The organism is Arthrobacter stackebrandtii (assembly GCF_017876675.1).
In the GTDB taxonomy this organism is placed as follows: Bacteria; Actinomycetota; Actinomycetes; order Actinomycetales; family Micrococcaceae; genus Specibacter; species Specibacter stackebrandtii.
This window is the reverse complement of record NZ_JAGIOI010000001.1, coordinates 1,922,123-1,945,855: the sequence shown is the minus strand read 5'-3', so window position 1 is coordinate 1,945,855 and position 23,733 is coordinate 1,922,123. Positions and strand designations below refer to the sequence as shown.

25 protein-coding genes are annotated in these 23,733 nt (G+C 65.2%); 2 read left to right on the top strand and 23 right to left on the bottom strand.

Features of this window, described 5'->3' with window-relative positions:
* Position 1: 1 nt before the first annotated feature.
* The 11 genes from JOF48_RS08145 to JOF48_RS08095 all read right to left on the bottom strand — a co-directional run bounded on the left by JOF48_RS08145 (position 2) and on the right by JOF48_RS08095 (position 11,084).
* Positions 2 to 514 carry an aconitase X swivel domain-containing protein gene (locus JOF48_RS08145; protein ID WP_245346453.1) on the bottom strand — a complete coding sequence of 171 codons (513 nt, stop codon included), beginning with the start codon at positions 512 to 514 and terminating at the stop codon, positions 2 to 4.
* Positions 495 to 1,772: an aconitase X gene (locus JOF48_RS08140; RefSeq protein WP_342591194.1), complete on the bottom strand. Its 1,278-nt coding sequence runs from the start codon at positions 1,770 to 1,772 to the stop codon at positions 495 to 497. Before JOF48_RS08140 ends, JOF48_RS08145 begins: the two co-directional genes overlap by 20 nt.
* The gene (locus JOF48_RS08135; RefSeq protein ID WP_209679366.1) at positions 1,769 to 2,770 is read right to left on the bottom strand and encodes a proline racemase family protein; all 1,002 of its coding nucleotides are present in this window, start codon (positions 2,768 to 2,770) and stop codon (positions 1,769 to 1,771) included. Before JOF48_RS08135 ends, JOF48_RS08140 begins: the two co-directional genes overlap by 4 nt.
* Positions 2,771 to 2,793: 23 nt before the next feature.
* Positions 2,794 to 3,699 carry a dihydrodipicolinate synthase family protein gene (locus tag JOF48_RS08130; RefSeq protein ID WP_209679364.1) on the bottom strand — a complete coding sequence of 302 codons (906 nt, stop codon included), beginning with the start codon at positions 3,697 to 3,699 and terminating at the stop codon, positions 2,794 to 2,796.
* 177 nt (positions 3,700 to 3,876) lie between these two features.
* Positions 3,877 to 5,181, bottom strand: a complete 1,305-nt coding sequence (locus tag JOF48_RS08125) for an alpha/beta fold hydrolase (RefSeq protein WP_209679362.1) — start codon at positions 5,179 to 5,181, stop codon at positions 3,877 to 3,879.
* A 58-nt stretch (positions 5,182 to 5,239) separates the two neighbouring features.
* Complete coding sequence (locus JOF48_RS08120) at positions 5,240 to 6,289, bottom strand: proline racemase family protein (protein ID WP_245346452.1); 1,050 nt, start codon at positions 6,287 to 6,289, stop codon at positions 5,240 to 5,242.
* Entirely contained in the window at positions 6,279 to 6,989 is a 711-nt protein-coding gene (locus JOF48_RS08115) for an ABC transporter ATP-binding protein (RefSeq protein WP_245346451.1), read from the bottom strand. Before JOF48_RS08115 ends, JOF48_RS08120 begins: the two co-directional genes overlap by 11 nt.
* The gene (locus JOF48_RS08110; RefSeq protein ID WP_209679360.1) at positions 6,989 to 7,825 is read right to left on the bottom strand and encodes an ABC transporter ATP-binding protein; all 837 of its coding nucleotides are present in this window, start codon (positions 7,823 to 7,825) and stop codon (positions 6,989 to 6,991) included. The genes JOF48_RS08115 and JOF48_RS08110 overlap by 1 nt, the downstream gene beginning before the upstream one ends.
* Entirely contained in the window at positions 7,822 to 8,946 is a 1,125-nt protein-coding gene (locus JOF48_RS08105; RefSeq protein ID WP_209679356.1) for a branched-chain amino acid ABC transporter permease, read from the bottom strand. The genes JOF48_RS08110 and JOF48_RS08105 overlap by 4 nt, the downstream gene beginning before the upstream one ends.
* Positions 8,947 to 9,840, bottom strand: coding sequence for a branched-chain amino acid ABC transporter permease (locus JOF48_RS08100; protein WP_209679353.1), 894 nt, complete (start codon positions 9,838 to 9,840; stop codon positions 8,947 to 8,949).
* A gap of 77 nt (positions 9,841 to 9,917) precedes the next feature.
* Entirely contained in the window at positions 9,918 to 11,084 is a 1,167-nt protein-coding gene (locus JOF48_RS08095) for a branched-chain amino acid ABC transporter substrate-binding protein (protein WP_209679350.1), read from the bottom strand.
* Positions 11,085 to 11,356: 272 nt separating this feature from the next.
* Here JOF48_RS08095 and JOF48_RS08090 point away from each other — a divergent pair, with 272 nt between their 5' ends.
* Positions 11,357 to 12,664: an ISL3 family transposase gene (locus JOF48_RS08090; RefSeq protein WP_209684305.1), complete on the top strand. Its 1,308-nt coding sequence runs from the start codon at positions 11,357 to 11,359 to the stop codon at positions 12,662 to 12,664.
* A gap of 108 nt (positions 12,665 to 12,772) precedes the next feature.
* Here the strand turns inward: JOF48_RS08090 and JOF48_RS08085 are convergent, their stop codons facing one another.
* The 10 genes from JOF48_RS08085 to JOF48_RS08040 form a co-directional block, all read right to left on the bottom strand.
* Positions 12,773 to 13,888 carry a glycerate kinase gene (locus JOF48_RS08085; RefSeq protein ID WP_209679347.1) on the bottom strand — a complete coding sequence of 372 codons (1,116 nt, stop codon included), beginning with the start codon at positions 13,886 to 13,888 and terminating at the stop codon, positions 12,773 to 12,775.
* A gap of 52 nt (positions 13,889 to 13,940) precedes the next feature.
* Positions 13,941 to 14,744 carry a glycerophosphodiester phosphodiesterase family protein gene (locus JOF48_RS08080; protein WP_209679344.1) on the bottom strand — a complete coding sequence of 268 codons (804 nt, stop codon included), beginning with the start codon at positions 14,742 to 14,744 and terminating at the stop codon, positions 13,941 to 13,943.
* Between the two features lie 27 nt (positions 14,745 to 14,771).
* Complete coding sequence (locus JOF48_RS08075; protein WP_209679341.1) at positions 14,772 to 15,578, bottom strand: HAD-IIB family hydrolase; 807 nt, start codon at positions 15,576 to 15,578, stop codon at positions 14,772 to 14,774.
* A 36-nt stretch (positions 15,579 to 15,614) separates the two neighbouring features.
* Positions 15,615 to 16,106 carry an ABC transporter permease gene (locus tag JOF48_RS08070; RefSeq protein WP_209679338.1) on the bottom strand — a complete coding sequence of 164 codons (492 nt, stop codon included), beginning with the start codon at positions 16,104 to 16,106 and terminating at the stop codon, positions 15,615 to 15,617.
* A 671-nt stretch (positions 16,107 to 16,777) separates the two neighbouring features.
* Entirely contained in the window at positions 16,778 to 17,485 is a 708-nt protein-coding gene (locus tag JOF48_RS08065; RefSeq protein ID WP_209679335.1) for an ABC transporter ATP-binding protein, read from the bottom strand.
* Positions 17,469 to 18,353, bottom strand: coding sequence for an efflux RND transporter periplasmic adaptor subunit (locus tag JOF48_RS08060; RefSeq protein ID WP_209679332.1), 885 nt, complete (start codon positions 18,351 to 18,353; stop codon positions 17,469 to 17,471). The genes JOF48_RS08065 and JOF48_RS08060 overlap by 17 nt, the downstream gene beginning before the upstream one ends.
* Before the next feature lie 70 nt (positions 18,354 to 18,423).
* Entirely contained in the window at positions 18,424 to 18,906 is a 483-nt protein-coding gene (locus JOF48_RS08055) for a hypothetical protein (RefSeq protein ID WP_209679329.1), read from the bottom strand.
* 29 nt (positions 18,907 to 18,935) lie between these two features.
* Positions 18,936 to 19,352 (bottom strand): hypothetical protein, encoded by a 417-nt coding sequence (locus JOF48_RS08050; protein WP_209679326.1) that lies wholly within the window; start codon positions 19,350 to 19,352, stop codon positions 18,936 to 18,938.
* Positions 19,353 to 19,686: 334 nt separating this feature from the next.
* Positions 19,687 to 20,214 carry a YbhB/YbcL family Raf kinase inhibitor-like protein gene (locus tag JOF48_RS08045; RefSeq protein WP_209679323.1) on the bottom strand — a complete coding sequence of 176 codons (528 nt, stop codon included), beginning with the start codon at positions 20,212 to 20,214 and terminating at the stop codon, positions 19,687 to 19,689.
* A 21-nt stretch (positions 20,215 to 20,235) separates the two neighbouring features.
* Positions 20,236 to 21,174, bottom strand: coding sequence for a PfkB family carbohydrate kinase (locus JOF48_RS08040; protein ID WP_209679320.1), 939 nt, complete (start codon positions 21,172 to 21,174; stop codon positions 20,236 to 20,238).
* 136 nt (positions 21,175 to 21,310) lie between these two features.
* On the opposite strand from JOF48_RS08040, the gene JOF48_RS08035 reads away from it, so the two are divergent.
* Positions 21,311 to 22,414: a GTP pyrophosphokinase gene (locus JOF48_RS08035; protein ID WP_209679317.1), complete on the top strand. Its 1,104-nt coding sequence runs from the start codon at positions 21,311 to 21,313 to the stop codon at positions 22,412 to 22,414.
* Between the two features lie 163 nt (positions 22,415 to 22,577).
* Here JOF48_RS08035 and JOF48_RS08030 read toward each other — a convergent pair whose 3' ends face one another.
* Both JOF48_RS08030 and JOF48_RS08025 read right to left on the bottom strand, forming a co-directional pair.
* Positions 22,578 to 22,826, bottom strand: a complete 249-nt coding sequence (locus JOF48_RS08030; RefSeq protein ID WP_209679314.1) for a hypothetical protein — start codon at positions 22,824 to 22,826, stop codon at positions 22,578 to 22,580.
* 148 nt (positions 22,827 to 22,974) lie between these two features.
* Positions 22,975 to 23,643, bottom strand: a complete 669-nt coding sequence (locus JOF48_RS08025) for a response regulator (RefSeq protein ID WP_209679311.1) — start codon at positions 23,641 to 23,643, stop codon at positions 22,975 to 22,977.
* Between the last annotated feature and the right edge of the window lie 90 nt (positions 23,644 to 23,733).

Sequence of the window (23,733 nt, the reverse complement as noted above, 5' to 3'; positions counted from 1 at the left end):
CCTAGGGTTGGGGTTCCGGGGCTCCGGCCCCGGTTGAAAGTACGACGGCGGCACGCCCGCCGGGCTCGGCCGTCACCGACACGCTGGCCGGGAGGGCACTTTGGTGCAGTCTATCGGCGTCGGAATGGTCCAGCAGCACCACCGGGATCCCGCCGCCGTACAGTTCCGCGGCGGCTAGCACGCCCAGGCAGACGATGGCGTCACGGGCCGTGAGCAGGATGGCGGCGGGGCCGACTCCTGCCCGCAGCTGCTCTGCCAGCACGGAGGACGAGGAACTGGATCCGCGCGAGGCGTCCATGACCAGGACCTGCCCGCCCAGCAGCCGGCCGCGCTGGGGGTGGTGTGCGTCGATGATTTCGCCGGTGTTCCTGTCGGTGCCGCCCCAGAACGAGAGCGGTTCCGCAAGGGCCAGCAGCGGGCCGGATCCGGACCCGGCGCAGAGTGTCATGCCGCCGAAGGCGGCGGCCGGTTCAGTGGCGGCCGCGATTTCCGCCTCAGGTCCACTGCTGGTCATGGCGGACCACCTTTCCGGAGATTGCGGAGTCCACGCATTCGGCCATGGTGCCGAAGATGATGTCCACGCCGATGTTCATGGGCGCATACCAGGCCCACTTGCCCGAGGGCGTCATGACGGAGCGCTCCTCGGGGCCGAGGATGGGGGTGATGTAGGTGCACGTGTCCACCACGATCCGCGCCCCGCGCTCCTCGGCGGCCTGGGCCGTGCCGTCCCCGCGGGCCTGTTCGAGGACCTCGCGGGAAGTGTTGATCCAGACGGTGCAGCCGGGGCGAAATGACGGCCCGCCTTCAAGCAGTCCGGCGAGCTGCCGGAATTCCTTGACGGAAAAGTGCGGGGTGCCCAGGGCCACCGCGTCCAGCGGCGCTGCGGGGTCCGCCGTCGTCAGTTCATCGCGCATGGCACACACCAGGGCGGGCGTGATGACGGTTTTTCCCGGTGCGTCCCCGCCGCTGTCCCAGCCGGCGGCGAGCGCCTCGGGTGTCACGCCGGCAATGTGAAACAGGGCCACGCCGCCGGAGGAGGCGGCAGTGGCGCCGAAGGCCTTGAGCTTGTCCTCGTCCACCACGGCCGGATCGATGCCGGTCAACAGCGGGATCTTCTCCCCGACGAGGCGCCCCACCACCCCGCCCAGCGCAGCCCACACGGCCTCATGCCCCAGCATTTCGCTGGAGAGCGGGGAGCAGTCGAGCTCGATGGCGGGCATCCGGTGTTCGCCCATGTGCAGGCCGGCGTGCGGGACGCGGCCGGTGACGGCGGCACAGATGTCCAGGAAGTCGCCGTACCGTTCGGTGCGTGCACCCAGGACGGAGTTGGCAAAGACGATGGCGTTGGATTCGGCCCAGGCGATGTTTTCGCCAAAGGCCGGGCGCTCCGTGGACTGGTAGGGCGCGCACGTCCAGGTGGCACGGGCGCCGAGGGCCCGGTAGGCATCCATGAGGGCCCGGGCGGGGACCGCTTCGCTGGGCGGCAGGCGCACCAGGCCGGGGTGCATCAGGTCCAGCGAGCTGGTGTTCAGCGTGGTGGGAACGGCGACCTTGGCGCCCAGGTCCGCCAGCTTTTGGGCAAAGTCCAGGCCGGCCTGCCCATGGTAGAGGCAGGCGTCAATGTGCGCGCCGGTGATGGGCATGAGCCTGTCGGCGCCCAGCACTCCGGCCACGGCCACCACGATGCGCATGGCCATGGCAGTTCCGGGACCGCGGCCGCCGTCGAGCATGGCCTCCTCCTCAGGCGTGAGGACAAGCGCCGGGCCGTTCACAGCAGGAACCCGGCAGGGAAGGGGTCGTCCGGGTCCAGCAGGTACTGGCCCATGCCGGTGACCCAGGCACGCCCCGTAATGGTGGGGATGACGGCGGGCAGTCCGCCCACCGTGGTCTCGCCGACGAGCCGGCCGGTGAACGTGGTGCCGATGAAGCTCTCGTTGATGAAGTCGGTGTCCAGTGCCAGTTCGCCGCGGGCGTGCAGCGCGGCCATGCGGGCGCTGGTGCCCGTGCCGCAGGGTGAGCGGTCAAACCAGCCAGGGTGGATGGCCATGGCGTGGCGTGAGTGTTGGGCCGTGGAGCCCGGCGCCTTCAGGTAGACGTGGTGGCAGCCATGGATGTCCGGGCGCTCGGGGTGCACGGGCGGGCTGCTGTTGTTGATGGCGTCCATGATGGCCAGCCCGGCGGCCAGCAGTTTGTCCTTCGCCTCCCGCTCGAACGGAAGCTTCAGTTCCTCCAGGTCCACGACGGCGTAGAAATTGCCGCCAAACGCCATGTCGTAGTGGACTTGGCCGAATCCGGGCACCTCCACGGCCTGGTCCAGGGCCAGGGAGAAAGAGGGGACGTTGGTGATGGTGACCGACTTGGCCGCTCCATTCTCCACGTGGACGTCCGCCACCACCAGTCCGGCCGGGGTGTCCAGCCGGATGGTGGTGACGGGCTCCAGGACCGGGACCATGCCGGTTTCCACCAGCACAGTGGCCACGCCAATGGTGCCGTGCCCACACATGGGCAGCAGCCCGGAGACCTCGATGAACAGCACGCCAAAGTCTGCGTCCGGCCTTGTGGGCGGTTGCAGGATGGCGCCGCTCATGGAGGCGTGCCCCCTGGGCTCGTACATGAGCAGGGTCCGGATGTCGTCGCTGTTCTCCATGAACCACAGGCGCCTCTCGGCCATGGTGGCGCCCGGGATGGTCCCCACACCGCCGGTGATGACCCTGGTGGGCATCCCCTCGGTGTGGGAATCTACTGCGTGGAAAACCCTCTTTGAACGCATCGGACCTCTTTTTCGGGTGTGGCTTACTTGTAGCCCTTGGCCAGGACGGCCTCGGTGTCGGCCGCAATGCGGGCGTTGAGCTCGGGTGAGAGCGGCAGGCGCGGCTGGCGGCAGGCGCCGCCCTTGCGTCCCACGATGTCCATGGAGAGCTTGATGGACTGGACAAACTCGGTCTTGGAGTCCCAGCGCAGCAGCGGGTGCAGGTCGCGGTAGATGGGCAGTGCCGTGGCAATGTCATCCATGCTGCCGCTGGTGGCCAGGTTGTACAGTTCCACCGTGCTTTGCGGGATGGCGTTGGGGTAGCCGGCGATCCAGCCGACGGCCCCGGCGAGGCCCATCTCCAGGAGCACGTCGTCGGTTCCGATCAACAGGTCCAGGCCGGGGGCCAGCTCGGCAATTTCGTAGGCGCGGCGGACATCGCCGGTGAACTCCTTCACGGCCACAATCAGGCCCTCCTCGTACAGGCGGGCGAGCAGCGGCGGCACCAGGTCAACCTTGGTGTCCAGGGGGTTGTTGTACGCCACGATCGGCAGGCCGGCCTTGGCCACCTCACGGTAGTGGTCCACGACGGTGTCGGCGTCGGCCCGGTAGGTGTTGGGAGGCAGGGCCAGCACAGACGCAGCTCCGGCGTCGCGGGCCTGCTCCGCCCAGCGGCGGGATTCCGCGGCACCGTACGCAGCGACGCCGGGCATCACGGTGAAGCCCTCCGGGGATGCGGCGACGGCGGTTTCCACCACCTTGGCCCGCTCCTCGTCAGTCAGGGTCTGGTACTCACCGAGCGAGCCGTTGGGGCAGACGCCGTCGCAGCCGTTGGCCGCCAGCCAGGCAACGTGTTCGCCGAAGGCGGCGTAGTCCACACTGAGGCCGTCATTGAAGGGAAGTGCCGTGGCAACGTGGATGCCCTGCCAGGGCTGGGTGCGGGTGGTCATGAATGTCTCCTTGCAGGTGGGGCCGCCATGGGGGCGCAGGCTGCGCAGTCCGCAAAAAGAGTGCCGGCGGCGCTGCCAACAAAGCATTACGAGATCAGCCTAACAGTACAATGTCACATTCCACTAGGAGTTTCGGGTGACTATTTTGCACCGGGCAGCGCCGCACGACGGGACGTGTTACTGCAGCGGGCCGCCGAGGCTGTCCACGGTCCGGCGCAGGTTGGCGAAGACGCGGTCGTCGCCGATGCCGTCGTGCTCAAACTCGTTGGTGACCCAGGCGTGCACGTTGCCCACGGCGGCCGCGGTGTCCAGCTGCAGCCCGGCGTCGACGTACATGTCGTCGTAGTAGACGGCCGCAGCCACGGGCACCTCGTTGGCGGCGAGCCGCTCCACGTCGTAGAGCTCGCTGTAGTCCGCGCGCCGGGCCATCTCGTTGACGGCGCCCGCGAAGGGGCGCAGCAGGCGGATCTCCTCAAACATCCAGGGGAACATCATCTCGCCGGTGAACAAGAGCGGGCGGGCTTCTTCGGCAAACTCGGGGTGGTTGGCCCGCTCCCGCTCGGCGGCCCAATTGGTGGGGCCGTTGCCGCCATGGGAGTAGATGCTCTCCTGCAGCGCCGCGAACAGCGGGTTCTCGGCAAAGGACGTCCGCGCCAGCACCTGCGACAGGAAGCCGTCGCTGAGTGTCCCCTCGTCCGTGAAGGCCTCCTCGAGCAGCCAGTGCATGCGCTCGAACCCGGGCTTCATGCCGAAGTCGATCCCCAGCGTCTGGAAGCGGCGCACGGTGAGCCGGTCGCCGTCGGGCAGGCGGACATCATGGGCCGCGAGGTAATCGGCAATGGCTGCCACCTGCTCCATCTGGTGCGGGTAGCGGGCGTAGAACTGGCGGTTTTTCCCGGCCGTGCGCGGGAAGGTGCGGCGGTAGACCTCGGAGGCGTCGGGCCAGATGCTGGCCAGCCCGCCGGTGACATAGCAGGCGTCGAGGGCCTCGGGCACGCGCGAGAGGTACGTCAGCGTCAGGAACCCGCCATAGCTCTGCCCCATGGTGGACCAGCGGCGGCCGGCGTAGCGGGTCTTGCGGATGTGCTCGGCGTCGGACACGATCGAGTCCGCCCGGAAGCGTGAGAGGTAGTCGGCGCCGGCGGCATCCGCTGCCGGGCCCTCGCCAAAGCGGGCCATGGTGGCGGCGTCGATGCGGGTGCTGCGGCCGGTGCCGCGCTGGTCCAGCAGAAGCACGCGGTGGGTCTTCAGTGCCTGGCCGATCCAGCCGGTGGCACCCAGCGGCCGGGGCCCCTTCCCGCCGGGGCCGCCCTGCAGGAACACCATGACGGGCAGTTCCTGGCCGCGGCGGACGGGGTCCACCAGTTCGCGTGCAAACACCTTGATGGTCGCGGTCGAGGACGGGTCAAACCAGTCCAGGGGGACCTCGGTGAAGAAGTCGGTCACGGCCATGCCAGGGATGATGTAATTTGTTTCGTTCATGGCCCCATCCTCTCAAGCGGTCCGCCGATACGTTCCGCAGCCGCGGCCCCGGCGCGGCTCACCGCAGCACAAACCCCAGCCCCAGGGTGTCCCGCGCATCCAGCGTGAACGAACAGCGCGCCACCTCGAACGCGGTGCCGCGCACCGCCGCCACCACCACTCCGGACTCCTCCCGGGCTGCCACGTGTGCCGCAAAGTGCGAGTCAACAATGGAGAAGTGCTCCAGCACTGCCCCGTCCGCCAGCTCGCCGGAGTCGTCAAGCCCCGCCACCCGGGCCGCCGTCCCCGAGCCGCACGGCGAGCGGTCCACCTGCCCGTCGGCAAAAATCGTGACGTTGCGCTGTGCGAGGTTGCCGTCCACCGGGTCCATGGCCTGGTGGAAAATGGTGCCGTAGATGCCGTCCAGCCGCGGCTCGAGGGGGTGACGTGCCGCGGGGTGGCCTGCGAGCGCGGCCTTGATCGCCCGCCCCGCCTCGATCAGCTTGTTCAAGTCCGACGGCGTGACGTCCAGTCCCGCTGCCTGTGCGGCAAGTGAGGCGTACAGGGCGCCGCCCCACAGCACATCCACCTCGAGCCGGCCAAAGGCTTCGGTGTCCACGGTGATGGAGCGCGCCGTGACGGCGGAGGGCACGTTGACGAAGGTGACGGCCTCAACCTGGCCGGCCACCGTCGTCACCTTGGCCGTGACGCGCCCCGAGGGGACGTCAATGACCACGTCCGTTTCGCCGTCGTCCGGGGCATTGACGAGTCCGGACTCCACGGCCCAGGCGCCGAGCGCAATGGTGCCGTGGCCGCAGGCGGTTGAGAAGCCGTCCTTGTGCCAGAACAGCACGCCCAGGTGGGCGCCGGGGTCGTTTGGCGGGACGATGAAGCCGCCGTACATGTCTGCGTGGCCGCGCGGCTCGTTGACCAGCAGCCGGCGCAGCACGTCGGCCGGGCCGGACTGGGCGGCCTGGCGGCGGTCCAGGACCGTGGCACCTGGGATGTCGAAGGGAAGTTCCGGCACGATCCGGAACGGCTCCCCGCCCGTGTGGTAGTCCACCGTTTTGACCGTCCACTTCGCGGCCTGCGCCACCTCGTCGCGCGTCGTGCCAGGCTCAGGCGCCAAGATATGCCTCCACAATCCTTGAATCGGCCAGCAGTTCCGGCCCCGTTCCGGTCATGGTGGTGGCGCCGCCCTCAATGACGTAGCCGCGGCTGGTGATCTTCAGGGCCGCCCGCGCATTCTGCTCCACGAGCAAAACCGTGGTGCCGTTGGCGTTGACGTCCTTGATGACCTCCATTACCTGGGCCACGATGAGCGGCGCCAGCCCCATGGATGGTTCATCCAGCATAAGCATCCTGGGACCGGCAATGAGCGCGCGGCCGATCGCGAGCATCTGCTGCTCGCCGCCGGAAAGGGTGCCGCCCTGCTGGCTGCGCCGCTCGGCCAGAAGCGGCAGCATCTCATAGACCTCTTTCATCCGCTTGGCCACGGCGCCGCGGTCCTTGACGAGGTAGCCGCCCAGCTGCAGGTTTTCCGCCACTGTCAGGGTGGAGAAGATCCGCCGCCCTTCCGGCACGTGGATGAGCCCGCCGGCCACCACTTCCCAGGGCTTGGCGCGGGTGATGTCGGAGCCGGCAAAGCTGATCCTGCCCGAATGCGCCTTCACAATGGCCGAGGCCGTGGACAGCGTGGTGGTCTTGCCCGCCCCGTTGTTCCCCAGCAGCGAGACGATCTCGCCTTCCTCCACCCGGATGCTCATGCCGCGCAGCGCCTGGATCTTGCCGTAAAACACCTCTACGTTCTCAAATTCAAGCATCGACATCAGGCTCCGCCCCCTTCCGGTTCGTTGTCCGCGGCACTGTCCCTGGCCGCCGGGCTGGCGCCCGCCTCACTATCGTCGTCCTTGCCCAGGTAAGCCTCGATCACCGCCGGGTTCCGCTTGACCTCCGCTGGCGTGCCGTCGGCGATCTCCTTGCCAAAGTTCATGACCACGATCCGTTCACTGACCTCCATGACCACGCCCATGTCATGCTCAATGAGCACGACGGCGGCCCCCAGGTCCCGGATCTTGCGGCACAGTGCCAGCAGGTCCTGCTTTTCGGAGTGGTTCAGGCCGGCGCCGGGTTCATCGAGCAGCACCAGCTTGGCCTTGCGGGCCATGGCCCGGGCCATCTCCACCTGCCGCTGCTGGCCGTAGGCAAGGTTGCGGACCGGGATGCCGCGCCCGCCCTTGTACCCCACAAAGTCCAGCCAGCGGTGGGCCTCCTCCGTGTAGTACGCCTCGCTTTTCTTGAACCGCGGCGTGTGGAACAGGGAGTCCATGAAGTTCTGCCCGCCGTACAAGTGCATGCCGCCGCGGACGTTGTCCAGCACCGTCAGGTCCGGGAAGAGCCGCAGGTTCTGGAACGTGCGGGTCACCCCTGTCGCGGCGATCACGGCCGGACGCCTGCCCGTCACATCCTGGCCGTCCACGGTCACGGACCCGCTGACCGGCTTGTAGAAGCCGGTGATGCAGTTGAATGCACTGGTTTTTCCGGCACCGTTGGGCCCGATCACGGAGACAATTTCTCCGGCGTCCGCGGTGAAGCTGAGCCCGTTGACAGCCTTGACGCCGCCAAAGGCAATTTGCAGGTCCTTGACCTCAAGCAGCGGGCTCATGCCGCCCCTCCCTTCGCACTGTCCGCCCCGGTGGCGCCGGCGCCACGGCTCCTGCGGCCGCGGGCACCCGGGCGCGTGCCGCCGTCGGGCCTCCCGGGACCGCCACCCGGCGGATCATTGTCGTGGACGGGCCGCTCTGGCTCGTAGGCCCGGGCCGGCCAGAAACCCTGGGGCCGCAGGACCATCATGGCCACCAGGACCACACCAAAGATGACGTAGCGCAGGTTGCCCATGTCGCGCAGCAGCTCCGGCATCAGCGAAATGACGACGGCGCCCACCACCACTCCGCGGGTGTTGCCCATGCCGCCCAGCACCACGGCCATGAGGACCAGTGCGGACTGCAGGAACACGAAGCTTTGCGGCGAGATGGCGGAGAGGTGCGCGGCGAACAACAGTCCGCCGAAGCCGCCCCAAACCGCGCCAAAGATGTAGGCGGCCAGTTTCACCTTGTAGGTGTGGATGCCCATGGCCTCGGCGGCGTCCTCGTCCTCGCGGACAAAGCGCCAGGCCCGGCCCAGCCGCGACTTGCCCAGGCGTGCCGAGCCCAGCACCAGCAGGGAAACCACCACCACGCAGAAGTAGTAGAACGGGACGGGGGCTGACAGGTCGAGGCCGAACAGCTGGATGCCCGGGATGCCGTAGATGCCCGAGGGGCCGCCGGTGATGTCCAGGTTGTTGGCGGTGAGGCGGATGATCTCGCCGAAACCCAGGGTCACGATGGCCAGGTAGTCGCTGCGCAGGCGCAGCGTGGGACCGCCAATGACCAGGCCGGACAGGATGCACATGATGATGACGGCCGGGATGGTGTAGAGGATGGGCAGCTCAAAGGCCTTGGACACGATGCCCGCCGTGTAGGCGCCCACCGCCATGAAGGCAATGTAGCCCAGGTCCAGCAGCCCGCAGTAGCCCACCACCATGTTCAGGCCGGAGGCCAGCAGCACGAAGATCACGGCCGTCGTGGCGATGTTCATGGCGTAGTTGTTGGCGATTAGAAAGGGGAAAACGACCGCGATGGCGAAGGCGGCCCAGCCCAGCTGCTTGCTTTCAAACAGCCGGGAGACGGCGCTGGCGGGCTTGCCGATCAGCCGGGGGGCGGTGGAGGAATCTACGTTCTCGCTCATCTAGACACGCTCCGTCACTCGTTCGCCCAGCAGGCCGGTGGGTTTCAAGGTCAGGAACAGGATCAGCACGGCGAAGGTGAAGACGTCGCGCCACTGCCCGCCCAGCCATTGTGAACCGAACGCTTCCAGGAGGCCCAGGAGGAGTCCTCCGAGCATGGCGCCCTTGATGTTGCCGATGCCGCCGATCACGGCTGCGGTGAACGCCTTCAGGCCGATGATGAAGCCCATGAGGAAGTCGATTTTTCCGTAATAGGCCCCGGCCATGACACCGGCCGCACCTGCGAGCGCGGAGCCGATGAAGAATGTCCAGGTGATGACCTTGTTGACGTTGATGCCCATGAGCAGCGAGCCCTTGGGGTCCAGGGCGATGGCCCGCATGGCCCGCCCCATGGAGGTGCGCTGGACGTAGGAGTTCAGGCCCAGCATGAGGATGATCGCCACGACCATCAGGACGATCTGGGGTGCGGAGATGCGTGCACCGAGGACGTCGAAGGTCTGGCCTTCCAGGCGCACGGGGAACACCCTCGGGTTGGGTCCGGCCATGGCCGCGACGCCGTATTCCAGGGTGAAGGATGCGCCCACTGCGGTGATCAGCACGGCCAGGCGGGGCGAGTTGCGCAGCGGGCGGTAGGCCACGCGCTCAATGGCAACGCCGATGGCGCCGGTGCTGATCATGACCAGCAGCAGCACAATGAGCAGCGCCGTGATGGACAGGGATGCCGGGATCACGCCGACGGAGGTCAGCATGGCGAAGCCGATGAAGGCGCCGAGCATGTAGATGTCGCCGTGGGCGAAGTTCAGCAGCTTGATGATGCCGTAGACCATGGAATAGCCCAGGGCGACGAGTGCGTAAAACGAGCCCACGAAGAGGCCGTTCCAGATGAGTTGGGTCATGCTTGTCCTGCCTTGGCGTTGAAACCGGTGGGGAACCAGGGCAACCGGCGGGCTCGCGGCCCGCCGGTTGCGGATGGTCAGCTCAGGGCGTCCTTGAGGACAAACTTGCCGTCCTGGACCACGAGGATCTGGAATCCGCCGCTGGACAGCGTGTGTTCCGGCGTGAACTTCAACGGTCCGGAGAACAGTTCAAAGCCGTCAATGGCTTCAAGCGCGGCGATGACCTTGGTGCCGTCGGTGCTGCCGGCCTTCGTGATGGCCTCGGCTGCCAGTCGGACGGCGTCGTAGGACTGGGTGGAGTACGGGCCGGGGGCGCTGCCGAACTTCTTGGTGTAGTCCGCAATCCAGGACTCGGCGCCCTTGATGGTGTCCGGCGTCTGGGTCATGGTGGCGAGGACGCCTTCGGCGTTGGAGCCGCCGGCGATCTTGATCAGGGAGGCGTCAACACTGCCGTCGGCCACCATGATCTTGCCTGTGTAGCCGGCCGCCTTGAGCTGGTTGATGATCAGCCCGCCCTCCTGGTAGTAGCCGGTCCAGTAGAGCATGTCCGGGTTGGCGCCCATGATGTCGTGGACCACGGAGGAGTAGTCGCTTTCACCGGCAGTCACCGAGGTGGCCAGGGCAACCTTGACGTTGCCGTCGGCCTCCAGGTCCTTTTTGGTCTCGGTGGCGATGTCCTTGGAATAGCTGGTGTTGTCATCCACCAGTGCCACGGACTTCACCCCGTCCTTGACCATGAACTTCACGGCGGCCGCGGACTGCTGCGCACCGGTTCCGTTGATGAGGAACACGTTGGGCAGCTTCTGGTTGACCAGGTCCTGCGAGTTGGCGGCGGGAATGATCATGGGGATGTTGGCTTTTTGGAAAATCGGCAGCGTTGGCAGCGTGGCGCCGGAACAGTAGCCGCCCACGGAGATCACGGCACCGTTGGAGACAGCCTTGTTGGCGGCCGCCGCGGCCTGGGTGGGATCGCAGGCCTCGTCCTCGGCGTCGAGCTGGAGCTGGCGGCCCAGGACGCCGCCCTTGGCGTTGATCTCGTCGACGGCCATCTGCATGCCGTTCTTCATGAACGCGCCGGTGGGTGCGCTGGATCCGGACAGCGGGATGACGGCTGCAACCTTGATGGGGCCGGAGTCCGCGGTTTTCTCACCTCCCCCGCCGAGAATGCCGCCACATGCCGTGGTGGCGAGGACGGTTGCGGCCACTGCGGCCATGCCGAGTGCACGGGGAATTCGAAGCTTCATTGTCCACATCTCCTTTGACGCAACAACGCAAAGCCAGCCACACGGATACTCCCGCATGCTGCCTGCTGTCGGGTAGATCACACTTCGCTAATCAGTAAAATATGACATGTTACGCGTTTTGATGTCAACAGTTTTACCGGCTCTTCCGAATGCAGGGTGTAGGTGGGGTTGGTCAGTGATGAATCCGGGCGAGGAACTCGTTTCGGTATAGGTGAGGGCCTTGGTAGAGAATCAGATTGTCTAGATCCAGATTTTTCTACAGCAAGGCCCTCGTGTTCAACGCTACTCTTCAATGCCCTGACCTGACTACTTTCTGCCGCCTTGACAGGCTTGGTCTGGAAGCGACCGGGCAGTTCCTTGCTCCTGATCGTGCTGTGATTGCCTGTCGGGTGGTGGCCACGGATGAATGGTGCCGTAAGTGTGGCGGCCAAGGTATCCCGCGGGATACAGTGACCCGGGAACTCGGCCATGAACCCTTCGGCTGGCGGCCGACGACGTTGCTGGTCCGGATCCGCCGCTATCGGTGTACCGGGTGCGGTCATGTCTGGCGGCAAGACACCACCCAGGCGGCCGAACCACGGTCAAAGCTTTCCCGTCGCGGCCTGGTGTGGGCGTTGGAAGGCATCGTGTGCCAGCACCTCACCGTCGCTCGCGTCGCCGAGGGGCTGGGCGTGTCCTGGAATACCGCGAACAAGGCCGTGTTGGCCGAAGGACGGCGGGTGCTAATCAATGACCCCACACGCTTCGACGGAGTAAAGATCATCGGTGTTGACGAGCACGTGTGGCGCCACACCAGGCATGGAGACAAATACGTCACCGTCATCATCGACCTCACCCCGGTCCGCGACAAAAAGGGCCCCTCCAGGCTGCTGGATATGGTTGAGGGCCGTTCCAAACAGGTCTTCGCTACCTGGTTGAAGGAACGCCCTCAAGCTTGGCGTGACGGGGTGGAAGTCGTGGCCATGGACGGGTTCTCCGGGTTCAAAAGCGCTGCCGCCGAAGAGCTGCCTGCCGCTGTTGCGGTGATGGATCCATTCCATGTCGTCCGTCTTGCCGGCGACGCGCTCGATGACTGCCGTCGCCGGGTGCAGCAGGCCACGTGTGGGCATCGGGGACGAGCCGGGGATCCGCTCTACAAAGCCCGGCTGACGCTGCATACCGGTGAAGGATTGCTGACCGAGAAACAACAAAAGCGAATCGCTGATCTCTTCGCCGAGGAGAAACATGTCGAAGTCGAAGCTACGTGGGGCGCCTATCAACGCATGATCGCCGCTTACCGGGCAGAAGACCCGGCCCAAGGTAAGAAGCTCATGCAAGCCCTCATTGATTCCCTCAGCAGCGGGGTCCCTGCAGCTCTGAAAGAACTGAAAAAGATGGGCCGAACACTCAAACGCAGGGCAACTGACATCCTCGCGTACTTCGACCGTCCGGGAACTTCTAACGGCCCAACTGAAGCAATTAATGGAAGATTGGAACACCTCCGAGGATCCGCCCTTGGCTTCCGCAACCTCACCAACTACGTCGCCAGATCACTGCTGGAATCCGGCGGCTTCAGACCGAAACTACACTCTCAATTCTGAAGAGCCGTTTTACCAAACCGAGATGTGATTGAGTCCTTCCCGCCGGAAACACGGCTGCGGCCCCAAAATCGATGTTTCGGGGCCGCAGCAGCATGTTCACGGGATGCTTCAGATGCCGTTGAGCGCCTCCGAGGTGGCGAGCGTGGTGTAGCGGGCCGCGTTGGCGAGCGCCGCCTCTGGCGAGCCGGCCACGTCGGTGGCGCTCACCGCCGACACCACGCCGTGCCGCGCCAGCTGCTCCGGCGTCACAGTGATCCGCCCGGCCACCACGACGACGGGCAGCCCCCTTGCGTGGGCGGCGTCGGCCACGCCGAGGGGGCCCTTCCCGGACAGGGACTGCACGTCCAGGGAGCCTTCCCCGGTGAGGACCAGGTCGGCGTCGTCCAGGTGGGCGTCCAGGTCGATCAGGTCGGCCACCAGGTCAAAGCCGCGCTCCACGGAGGCGCCCGCGTAGGCCGTGAACGTTGAGGGGAAGCCGCCGGCGGCGCCCGCCCCGGGCTGGTCGATGTCAACGCCCGTGGCCTCGCGGACCACCGAGGCCAGGTTGCGCAGGCCGGCATCGAGGAGTTCGACGGCGTCCGGGTCGGCACCCTTTTGCGGGCCGAACACGTGGGCAGCGCCGTCCGGGCCGTAGAGGGGGTTGTCCACGTCGACGGCCATGCGCAGCTTCACTCCAGCGAGCCGCGGGTCCAGTCCGGTGGCGTCAATCGCCGCGACGTCCACGAGGGAGCCGCCGCCCAGCGGCACCAGGTTCCCCTGCGCGTCCACGAGCTTGAGGCCCAGGGCACGCAGGGCGCCCGTACCGCCGTCGGACATGGCCGAACCGCCCAGGCCGATGATGATTTCGGTGGCGCCGGCGTCCATGGCGGCGGCGATCAGCTGGCCGCAGCCGTAGGAGTGTGCCCGCAGCGAGTTTTCCACGGTGGGCTCGCTCAGCAGGTAGCCGCTGGCCTGGGCGGTTTCAATGACAGCGACCTTGCTGCCTTCATGAAACGCCCAGACGGCGCCGACCGGCTTGATGATGGGGCCCACCACGGCGTTCAGGCGCTCCGTGTACCCGGCCGCGACGGCAGCCTCGACGGTGCCTTCACCGCCGTCGGCGATGGGGAGGGTGGTCACCACGGCGTCGGGGTAGACCCGCAGGGCGCCTTCGGCCATGGCAGCCGCGGCTTCCGCCCCGGTGAGGGTCCCCTTGAATTTGTCGGGGGCAATGAGAATTCGCATGCCCCCATCCTGCCACCGCTTGCGGGCAGGGCTGAACTTGCGGTCTGTTACTTTACGGTTGCCAGCCGCGCCCGCGCATGACACCGGCCAGCAGGTCGGCCCGGTCCGTCATGACGCCGTCCACGCCCAGGTCCAGGAGCTCCTCCATGCGGGCGGGCTCGTTGATGGTCCACACGTGCACCTTCAGGCCCAGCCGGTGGGCGCGCCCAACGGATGCCGCCGTGACGAGCCGCAGGCCCTTGTGGGCCACGGGGATCTGCAGCACGTCCACGCTGCGCATCAGCCGCCGCACCAGGGCGCCGGGCAGCCAGGGCGACAAGAGGAAATAGGCGGCCATAAGCGACTGCCCCGGCGAGCTGGCCACCGGGCGGCTCAGCCCGGCCAGCACCTTGCGGCGCCGCCGCTCGGAGAAGGAGGCGACGCAGACGCGGTCGTGCAGGCCGTAGTGTTCGATGGCGCGGACCAGCGGCGCCACGGAGCCGGAGTCCTTGACATCGATGTTGAAGCGGGCGCCGGGGAGCGCCTCAATGAACTCGTCCAGGGTGGCGATGGGTTCCCGGCCGCCGATGCGGGCGGCCCGCACCTGCTCAAATGGCAGCTCCGAGATGGCGCCCCGGCCGTCCGTGGTGCGGTCCAGGGTGGCGTCGTGGAACACCACCGCCACACCGTCGGACGTGGTGTTGATGTCTGTTTCCAGGTACGCAAACCCCAGCTCGCGGGCGGCATGGAAGGCGGTGAGGGAGTTTTCCAGCCCGTCGCGGGAGAAGCCTCGGTGGGCTATCCCCACCGGGTGGGCGCTATCCAGGTACGGCTTGGGTGCCGTGTGCCGATTTGGTAGGTTGCCGCCTTGCGCCATGTCCTGCCGCCTTCCGGTGTGCGTTGCCTAGGCCAGCCGCAGCGCAGCCAGCCGGGATTCGATGACGCGGGCCACGCCGTCGTCCTCAAAGCGTGGGGCCGCCAGCGCCGCCGCCGCAATCGCCTGGGGGTGCCCGCTGGCCATGGCGTAGCCGGCACCGGCCCAGCCGAGCATCTCGATGTCGTTGGGCATGTCGCCGAAGGCCACGACGTCGGTCGCCTCAATGCCGCGGGCGGCCGCATACTCGGCCAGGGTCACGGCCTTGTTGACGCCCAGTGGCCCCATTTCCAGCAGCGCCAGGTCCGGGGCGGAGTGGGTGACGGCCAGGAGCGGGCTCAGCCGGGGGCTGACTAGGTCCAGGAAGTCGTCGGCGCTGCCCTCGTGCAGCACGGCGAGCATCTTCACGATCCCGCCGTCGGCCATGTCCGGGGTGAGGGGGCCGGGGACGAACTCGCCGCTGGCAGCCGCGCGGGTGCCGTGGAAGCCCTTCTCCACATGGAAGCCGGTGAGGGACTCCAGCGCAAAATACGGGTTCGGCGCCAGTTCGCTGACGATGGTGCGGACCCGGTCCACGGTGGCCCAGTCCAAGACGTGCGCGCCGGTGACCCGCTCGGTGCCGAGATCGTAGCTGACGGCGCCGTTGGAGCAGATGACGGTGCCGGTGTGGCCCAGCCGGTCCCGGATGGGGTCCAGCCAGCGCGGCGGGCGTCCCGTCACGAACACAATGTCAATGCCTGCCTCGGCGGCAGCGGCGAAGGCCTCCACGGTGCGGTCGCTGATCTTACCGTCGTGGCCCAGGATGGTTCCGTCAATGTCACTGGCAATTAAACGCATACCCAAGGCTATCCAACTTCCCGCGCGGGGTGGGCTTTATTCGCGAAGGGCCGAGGCGACCGGCAGGCGTGTTGCCTTCACGGCGGGGGCAAGGTTGCCGGCAATGGTGGTCAGCAGCGCTGCACCAAGTGCGACGGCGCAGGCCCACCACGGGAAATCCGGCGCCTGAACGATGCTTGCGTTTGCGGACAAAAACCCCGGCAGGGCATACGTGGCGGCCACTGCCAGCACGGTGCCGAGGGCACCCACGCCGAGCCCCACCACAACCGCACCGCCCATGACCTGGATGAAGATGTGGCCCTTTGATGCACCCATGGCGCGGCGGACCACAAGCTCCCGGGCCCGCTCCCTCACGGAGGCAAGCCCCACGTTCAAGATGCCGATCCCGGACACCAGCAGCAGCGCCACCCCGGCAACAAGGAAGACAGTTGAAAGGATGCCGATGCTTTTCTCCAACTGGTCAACAGTGTCTGCCCTCCGGACGTCGCCCTGGGGCGCAAACCGCGTGTAGTGGAGCGAGTCTGCCATCACCCCTGTAGCAGCGGACTCCGCCAACGTGGCACTTTGCACACGCATTTCAGCATTGGCGCCCACCAGGGCTGCAGGGCAGACGTCTAGTATTTGGGGAAGCGCTGAATAGCCGTTGGGATCACTTGCCCCGTCATCAACAATGCCTGAAACGGTGAAGACGGCACGGCTTCCGCTGCCCGGGCATGAAACCTGGAAAGTCCCGCCCACATCAATTCCCAGTTGCGTTCTGGCCGGCTGGTTGAGGGTAATCCCACGCGGCAGACGGCCACCAAAATAGAGACTGTTCCCTTCCAGCAACGGCCGCCTGAAGAAGTTCCCGGAATCTGTCGACGACCACGCAATGTTCAAGGCACTAGGTGTGGATCTTAAGGTGACAGGCGTCGATCCTGTCACGGACACCATGGTCCGCGTGTCTGAGTTCACGGTTCGCTGCCCCAACGCAGAAGCCAGTGCAGGAAGTCTGTCCACGTTGTTGGCAGCCACTTGGAAGTTTTGCGCAAACGTCACCGCTCTGCCGGACTCCTGCTCGGCCTGGCCAACAAAGGCGTCCCTGCCAATGACACCACCAACGGCCACCCCCACCACAGCCAGCACACCCAGCAGCATGCTCAAGGCGGTCAATGTGACCCGAAGCCTGCTGGCCCGCAGGTCAAGCAGAATCGTACGGATCAAAGGGCCACCTCCGCGGCTGCGGCCAGCGGACGCAAGCCTCCGGGTGTCAGTTCATAAGAGACGTCCAAGTCACGGGCCACTTCGGGGTCATGGGTCACCACCACCAGGCATGAGTCTTCCTGTCCACCTATGGTGCACAGGAGGTCCAGGATTTTTTCTGCCGTCACCGTGTCCAACGCACCGGTTGGTTCGTCGGCCAGCAGAACCTTTGGTTCGGTGACTATGGCCCGGGCAATCGCAACGCGTTGCTGTTCACCGCCTGAGAGCTTGGCAGGCATTTCTGAGATCCTGTCCATCATTCCCACGGCATCCAGTGCGGCACGCACACGCGCCTTGTACTCCCGCCGATGGAACTTTTTTGCGTACACCAGCGGCATCTCAACATTGTGAAACACGTCCAGGTGCGGAATGAGCGAGTAATTCTGAAACACAAACCCAATGTTGGCGCTGCGGAATCGTGAAAGTCCTGTGTCGCTGAGCTGTCCTGACTGCTGTCCGGCAATTTCCACTGTCCCAGAGTCGGGTTTGTTCATCATGCCCAGCAACGTCATGAGAGTGGTCTTTCCACTGCCGGAGCGGCCTAAGATGGCGACTTTCTGGCCCGCCCGGACCTGAAAGTCGATTCCGTCAAGGATGGTCAATTGCTCACCCGAGGCCAGCATCACATGGGAAGAAGCCCCGTCGACGCTAATGAGCGGCATCATTTATCAAGCCTGGCGCCTGGTTGGAGACCGTGTCCCCTTCCTTGAGACCGCCCGTGACCTCAACGTCCACGCCATCGGAAATACCCAACTGGACGTCAACAAGCGTGGTTGACCCACCGTCAATCTTGCTGACAACCCCCTTTTGGGAGCTACCCCGGACAGCAGTGGCCGGAAGTGTGAGGATCCCCGGCTTCTTGTCCAGTGCAATGCCAACGGAACCAAAGAGGCCCGGAACCACGTCCGCATCAGCCGGGAGCAGGCATAGGAATTCCGGCCCCACGCCTCCGTCCGAACCGCCATCCGGAACGGCAACCTGGTCGGCGGCGGCAGGCGTCAGAGCGCAGCCAAGCCCGGCCGGGCCATACTGGATGCTGGCGCGCGCCGAAACAGGTGCCGAATACAGCCGGTACAATTTGTCCACGGGAACTTGGGCCAGCAGCCCAAAGCCGCCGTACTTCACCGTCAGCAGGGGAACCTTTGCAGATACCTGCGCTCCCGGCTCCGCCAACAACTCGGAAACCACTCCCGCCTCAACGGCAGTGACCGGGATGTCGTCCACGGTCCCTACGGTTTGGCCCTTCATGACTGAAGCGCCAACAGCCACGTCATCGGCAAAGGCCATCGCACCAGTTGCCGGCGCGGATATGACATAGACAGGCCTGGACTGGACTGCCCCATCCAGGACCAGAACGGAGGCCATGTCCTTGCGCTGGACAGCCACTGTCACAGGCGCGTTCGGCGTCACAGCCAGCTGCGCTCCCTGAACCTCATCATGTACGGGAGAACAGCCAACCGTGGCCGCCACAGCCACGGGAAACAGTACAGACAACGCCAGCAGCACGAAGCCGGACCTGATGGAAAAACGCATTTTCACTATTACTTTCCGCCTTTAGAAAGGGGCAACGCGCCCAAACACCTGCTGCGGTTGCACGCACTTGTCACCTCCGAGGGTCTCCACCAGGACAGTTGATGTCTGTATCCCGCTGGATACCTGATGAATCACCCAACCTGGCACTCTCAACCATCGCTACGAATGGAATCTTCATGGATTGATCATCCCAATCATTTATGTACGGGTCCATTTTTTCCATGGATGCATACACTTCGAGTGCATGTAATGCAGATTCGCTACTTTTGTCCTCCTGCTTGAGATACTCACTCGCCCACGCGCAATTCCAAATATACACGGCCCGGCCTTCGCCAAAGCCATCTTGAAAGGTTCCGTCGGAATATAGATTAAACGTTGAAATGTCAGGATAAGTTGCTGCCGCAGGTAAGAGATAGTCCGCCTGGGAGTCCACATAATCTTTGGTCATGTCGGCGTACGTTACCAACTTGATGCCATCATCTGTAGCGGAGGCTTGTGGTTCATTGGTCGAACACGACGTCAGCAGCAGTGCGCACGCCAAGGCAGCAGCCATGGGTGACAAATTTACAGAACTTCTCCGCATCAGTAGCTAAGCGTCCCGTTCCACGTATTTGAGCACGTTCCATGTGATGGAGCCATCTGAGCTTGCATGGTGAATCGAGTCCCAAGGACATAGCCGGCATTTTGCAATGTGTAATTGCGGCCCGCTCCAGCGTAATATTTGTTGTGGTTTACGCCGATAGCCACAATATACATTCCAATGTTCATGGAATAGTCGGCTTTGTACACAAGGTTCCCAGCACTGCCAGCGGCCTGAGCAAGGTAGAAACTTGTCCCGTATTGCGTCGTCTTCCGCACCGTCGAATAGGTCGCCCAGCTTCCATTGCAATTAACGGTTCCCGCCAACCCCGCCGAAGCAGCGTTTGCGGCCGGAGTTACAAACAATCCGCCCAGACAGATCGTCACCAGAAGTGTTATTCCACTCAACAACTTTCTCACAAGATTCCCCTTCAATCTACAAGACCAGATGCTGGCCGGCTGGCCAAACAATGTCCATAGTCTGCCATCGAACCTGGCCGCAATCTTTCGCATGCAGAGTTGGTCAGATGCCGCCCCGGACTCGAGATACTGAAAATCTGTCAACGGATTGATCCCCATTCGGCACGGATTTGGCGTCTGCTCGAAGTACCTACACGTTGAATATCTAAAAATCCGCTGAATGGTCGCGTCAAATTATGTTCACCAAGCTGCCAGTCCGCCGCCAAGAATGTCCGTTTGGACAGTGCCCAGCGCGTAAACTTTCGTCACAAAATATCCGGGTACAGGCGCCCGGCTACACCTCGTACGGCCCCGTGATCCGCGCCCTGGCCAGGGTGTGAAAGTGCAGGTTGAACCCCAGCGTCGCGGGTGTTGGGTCCGCACCGACATCCAGCGACTCAATGTCGACGGCATGCACCACCATGTATCGGTGCGGACCGTGGCCCAGCGGAGGTGCCGAGCCCATGTAGCCGGGGAACCCGCCGTCGTTCTTCAGGGTCAGCGCACCCGACGGCAGCAGCGGCGAACTGGGCGTGCCGGCTCCCTCCGCCAGCGCCGTCACAGAAGCCGGGATGTTTGCCACGGCCCAGTGCCAGTAGCCGCTGGCGGTGGGCGCGTCGGGGTCATAGACGGTGACGGCGAAGCTGCGCGTGCCTTCCGGGAAGCCTGTCCAGGACAGCTGCGGTGAAAGGTCCCGGCCGCCGGGGTGGGCGCCCGCGTGGACCTGGGCAGGGGCGAAGGTGGCCCCATCCGTGAACGAGTCGCTGCGCACCTCAAACTCCGGCACGGGCGTCAGGAAGGAATAGGGATCGTAATCAAACATGGCAGCCTCTCTCGATGCGGGTTATTTTTGCAGTTCGGCGCGGCTGGGCGGGTTGGCCCCGGCGCGCGAGACGGTGACGGCGGCGGCGCGGGCGGCGTAGGCGATGATTTCGGCCAGGGTCTCACGGCTCATGGCGCGCAGCTCGGGCCGGCGCTGGGCGCCATCCAATTCGCGGTCCACCAGTGTGGAGAGCAGGGCAGCCATGAAGGAGTCGCCGGCGCCCACCGTGTCCACCACCTGCACCTTCGGCACCTCGCAGGATGCCTCACCGGCGGCACACACGGCCCACGGCCCGCCGCCGCCCTGCGTGACAACCACGACGGCGGGGCCTTCCGCGCCGCCCATGGCCAGCCACTTGCGCGCGGATTCCTTGGGGTCCACGCCTGGGTACAGCCACTCGAGGTCCTCATCGGAGGCCTTGACGACGTCGGCCAGCACCACGAACTTCTCCGCCTGCTCCCGCGCGTAGTCGACGTCCGTGATGATGGTGGGGCGGCAGTTGGGGTCAAAGGCGATCGTGGCCCGCGGGTGGACACCCATGACGGCGTTCAGCACCTGCTGCGCGCCGGGGGCCAGCATCGTGGCAATGGATCCGGTGTGCAGCATCGTGGTGGCGGCCAGCATGAAATGCGGGGCGCCGTCGGCCCCGGACAGCTCCGGCAGCGACCAATCGAGGGCAAACTCGTAGCTCGCCGCACCGGTGGCATCCAGGACGGCACGGGCGACGGAGGTGGGGTGCGAATCCGGGGACAGCGGCACCAGCACGTCGTTTCCGCGCAGGTGCCCGGCCACCATGTCGCCGTACGCATCCTTGCCGAACCGGCCCAAAAACTGCACCGGGTGCCCCAGCCGGGCCAGGCCCACGGCCACGTTCATGGGGCTGCCGCCCACGTGCGGGACGGGCGCCTTGCCGTCCTGCACCACTTCATCGATCAGGGCTTCGCCAATAACAGTCAACATGCCACTAGCCTACGATGTCCCCGCGCCCGCAGCCCTTCAAACGAGCAGCGGGTTGCCCCGCCCGGGGCGGCCCCTTTTGTGACGCACGACGGCGGTGCTGCTCGCCTGTGTGGGCGGCGGCGTTTAGGCTCGATGCATGAGTAGTAATTGGGAACGGCTCGACGAATCACTGCGCCCTGCCGTCATGGCCTCGGTGGCGGACTATGAACGGACCCGCCCCGCCCTGGAAAAGGTCACCGCGGAGATGGAGTCGCTGGTCCGGGAGGTGCTGGCGGAGGCCGAGGACAAGCCGCTGTTTGTCACGAGCCGGACCAAGTCCGTGGAGTCCTTCCGCGAAAAGGCTTCCCGCATGGTGACCGAACCGGACGCCGAACCTGCCCTGCAGTTCCCGGATCCGCTGCGAAACTTGACGGACATGGTGGGCGTGCGGGTCATCACCACGCTTCCGGGCGAGAACGCTGTCGCCGCCAATCTGATCAAGCGCCAGCGCAGCATTTTCGACTGCCGCGGCGACACCGAGAAGGATATCGGCTCGATCGAGTCCGGCACGTACGGCTATTCCAGCCGCCACCTGATCCTGCGCACCATCCAGAACGATGTGGTGCGGGCCTACCAGTCGCTGCTTGATCCTGACACGAAGCCGAATGGCAGCTACTTCTTCGAGTGCCAGATCCGCACCATCTTCGCGCACGCCTGGAGCGAGATTGAACACGACATCCGCTTCAAGTCACAGGACCCCCGCGCCTGGAGCCCGTACTTTGACCGGCAGTTCACGGCCACTGCGGCCATGCTGGAGACGGTGGAGTCGGCGTTTTCGGAGCTGCATGACAGGTATGAGACGGTCACCAGCTATTGGGATGAGGACGGCGAGGGCAACATTTCCCTGACCCCCAACCGGATCAAGGCGGTGTGGCAGACCCTGCTCCCCCACGTTGACAGAAAGGCCGACGACGACTGGGGCTGGGCTGCCGAGCTGGTCGCCGCCCACGGGCTGGCCAAAACCATGGACCTTGCCGCGCTGCTGCAGCCGGAGATCATCTCCAATGTGCGCAAGGCCCTGGACCACCGCTACTCCCCCGGCCCGGACCGGCTGCTGGACGACCTGCTGCTGTGGCAGTTTGGCCAGAACCACATAGAGCTGACGGCCGAGGAGGCCGGCTCAGACCAGACCCCGCGCCGCGACAGCCTGGTCCGCAGGCACCAGCAGATGCAGCGCTACCGCAAGTCGCAGGGCTTTTAGCCGGCCGCGGCCACATTGTGGACTAGTCAGCAACCGCTGCAAGTTGCCACATTAAGCCAGTTGCGCACCGTCACAACGTAGGTGCACCCGCCGGCATCTTAGCGTGCCCATGGGCACAACAATGGCGCCCGGGCAGCCTGCAACCGGGCGCCAAGGGAATGTTCTAGCAGAGGCGGAAGCCCATCCAGTCACAGGGAACGAACCACAGTCCGTACGTGGTGGCCGTTCCACCGCCGCCGTTGACGGGACCGTTGCCCAGCGACAGCGGCGGCTTCACCGAGGTGCCTGAGATGCTGGTGCCGGCAGTGCCCAGATCGGACGTGGCGGCCTGGGCGGGGGACAGTCCGGGGGCGAGGATCAGGCCGGCTGCGAGGGCGGCGGCAACACTGGCTTTTGTGAAACGGGATTTCATGGCGGTGCCTTTCAAGAAGTTATGATGTGGATCACCAAGGCATGGCTGGCTTCCCAGCATACGTCCGGGTTGGCCGGAGCGACACCTTAAAAGCCGGTCCTGCACCTATCCTTTTGGACAGTCTTTGCTGGCAGGCCCTGATGAGTCCCTACAGTACAGCCCCGGTGCGCAGCGCCGTTACAACAAGTTGCAGCCTGTCTCGCGCGTTAAACTTCCTGCCCAAACGGACCAAATGATATTTAACTGTTGACTCGGAGAGGAACAATGTGGCAGCAATTTCGCTGTTGCTCAACCCCTCGCACAGCAGCCGCAAGACGTCTTCCTCCCGGGCAGACAGGTCAAGGTCGGGCCGGACCGCCGTGCCGGGAAGGCTGTTGCGGACGTCGGCAACCAGCAGGTGCGTGACAGCGGCATCGATGGGGCAGTCGCCGGCGTTGACCTGGCGCACGGCGGAGATGATGCGCTCGGGTTCGGCATCCTTGACCACGTAGCCGCTGGCACCCGCAATGAGGGCAGCCTTGAGGTACCTGTCGGAAATGTGGCCCGTGACCACAAGAATCCGAATTTCGGGAAGTTCCGCCACGATGCGGCGGATTGCCGCGATGCCGTCCATGACAGGCATCTGGATGTCTATGATCATGACATCGGGCTGGTGCTCATGTGCCAGCGTTACGGCCTCGGCACCGTTGACACCTTCTGCGACGACAGCAACGTCCGGCGCTTGGGACAGGTACGTGCGCAAGGCGCCGCGAACAAATTTTTCATCGTCAACAATGACTACGTCAATGGACGGGACTTCTGCCACATTCGAGCTCATGGTGACAGTCTACGTAACGCAGCTCACCATGCCTGCCCCGGGACGCCAGGCGGTGCAGGCGCCGAGCATCCCGGAACAGGCAAGTCTTAG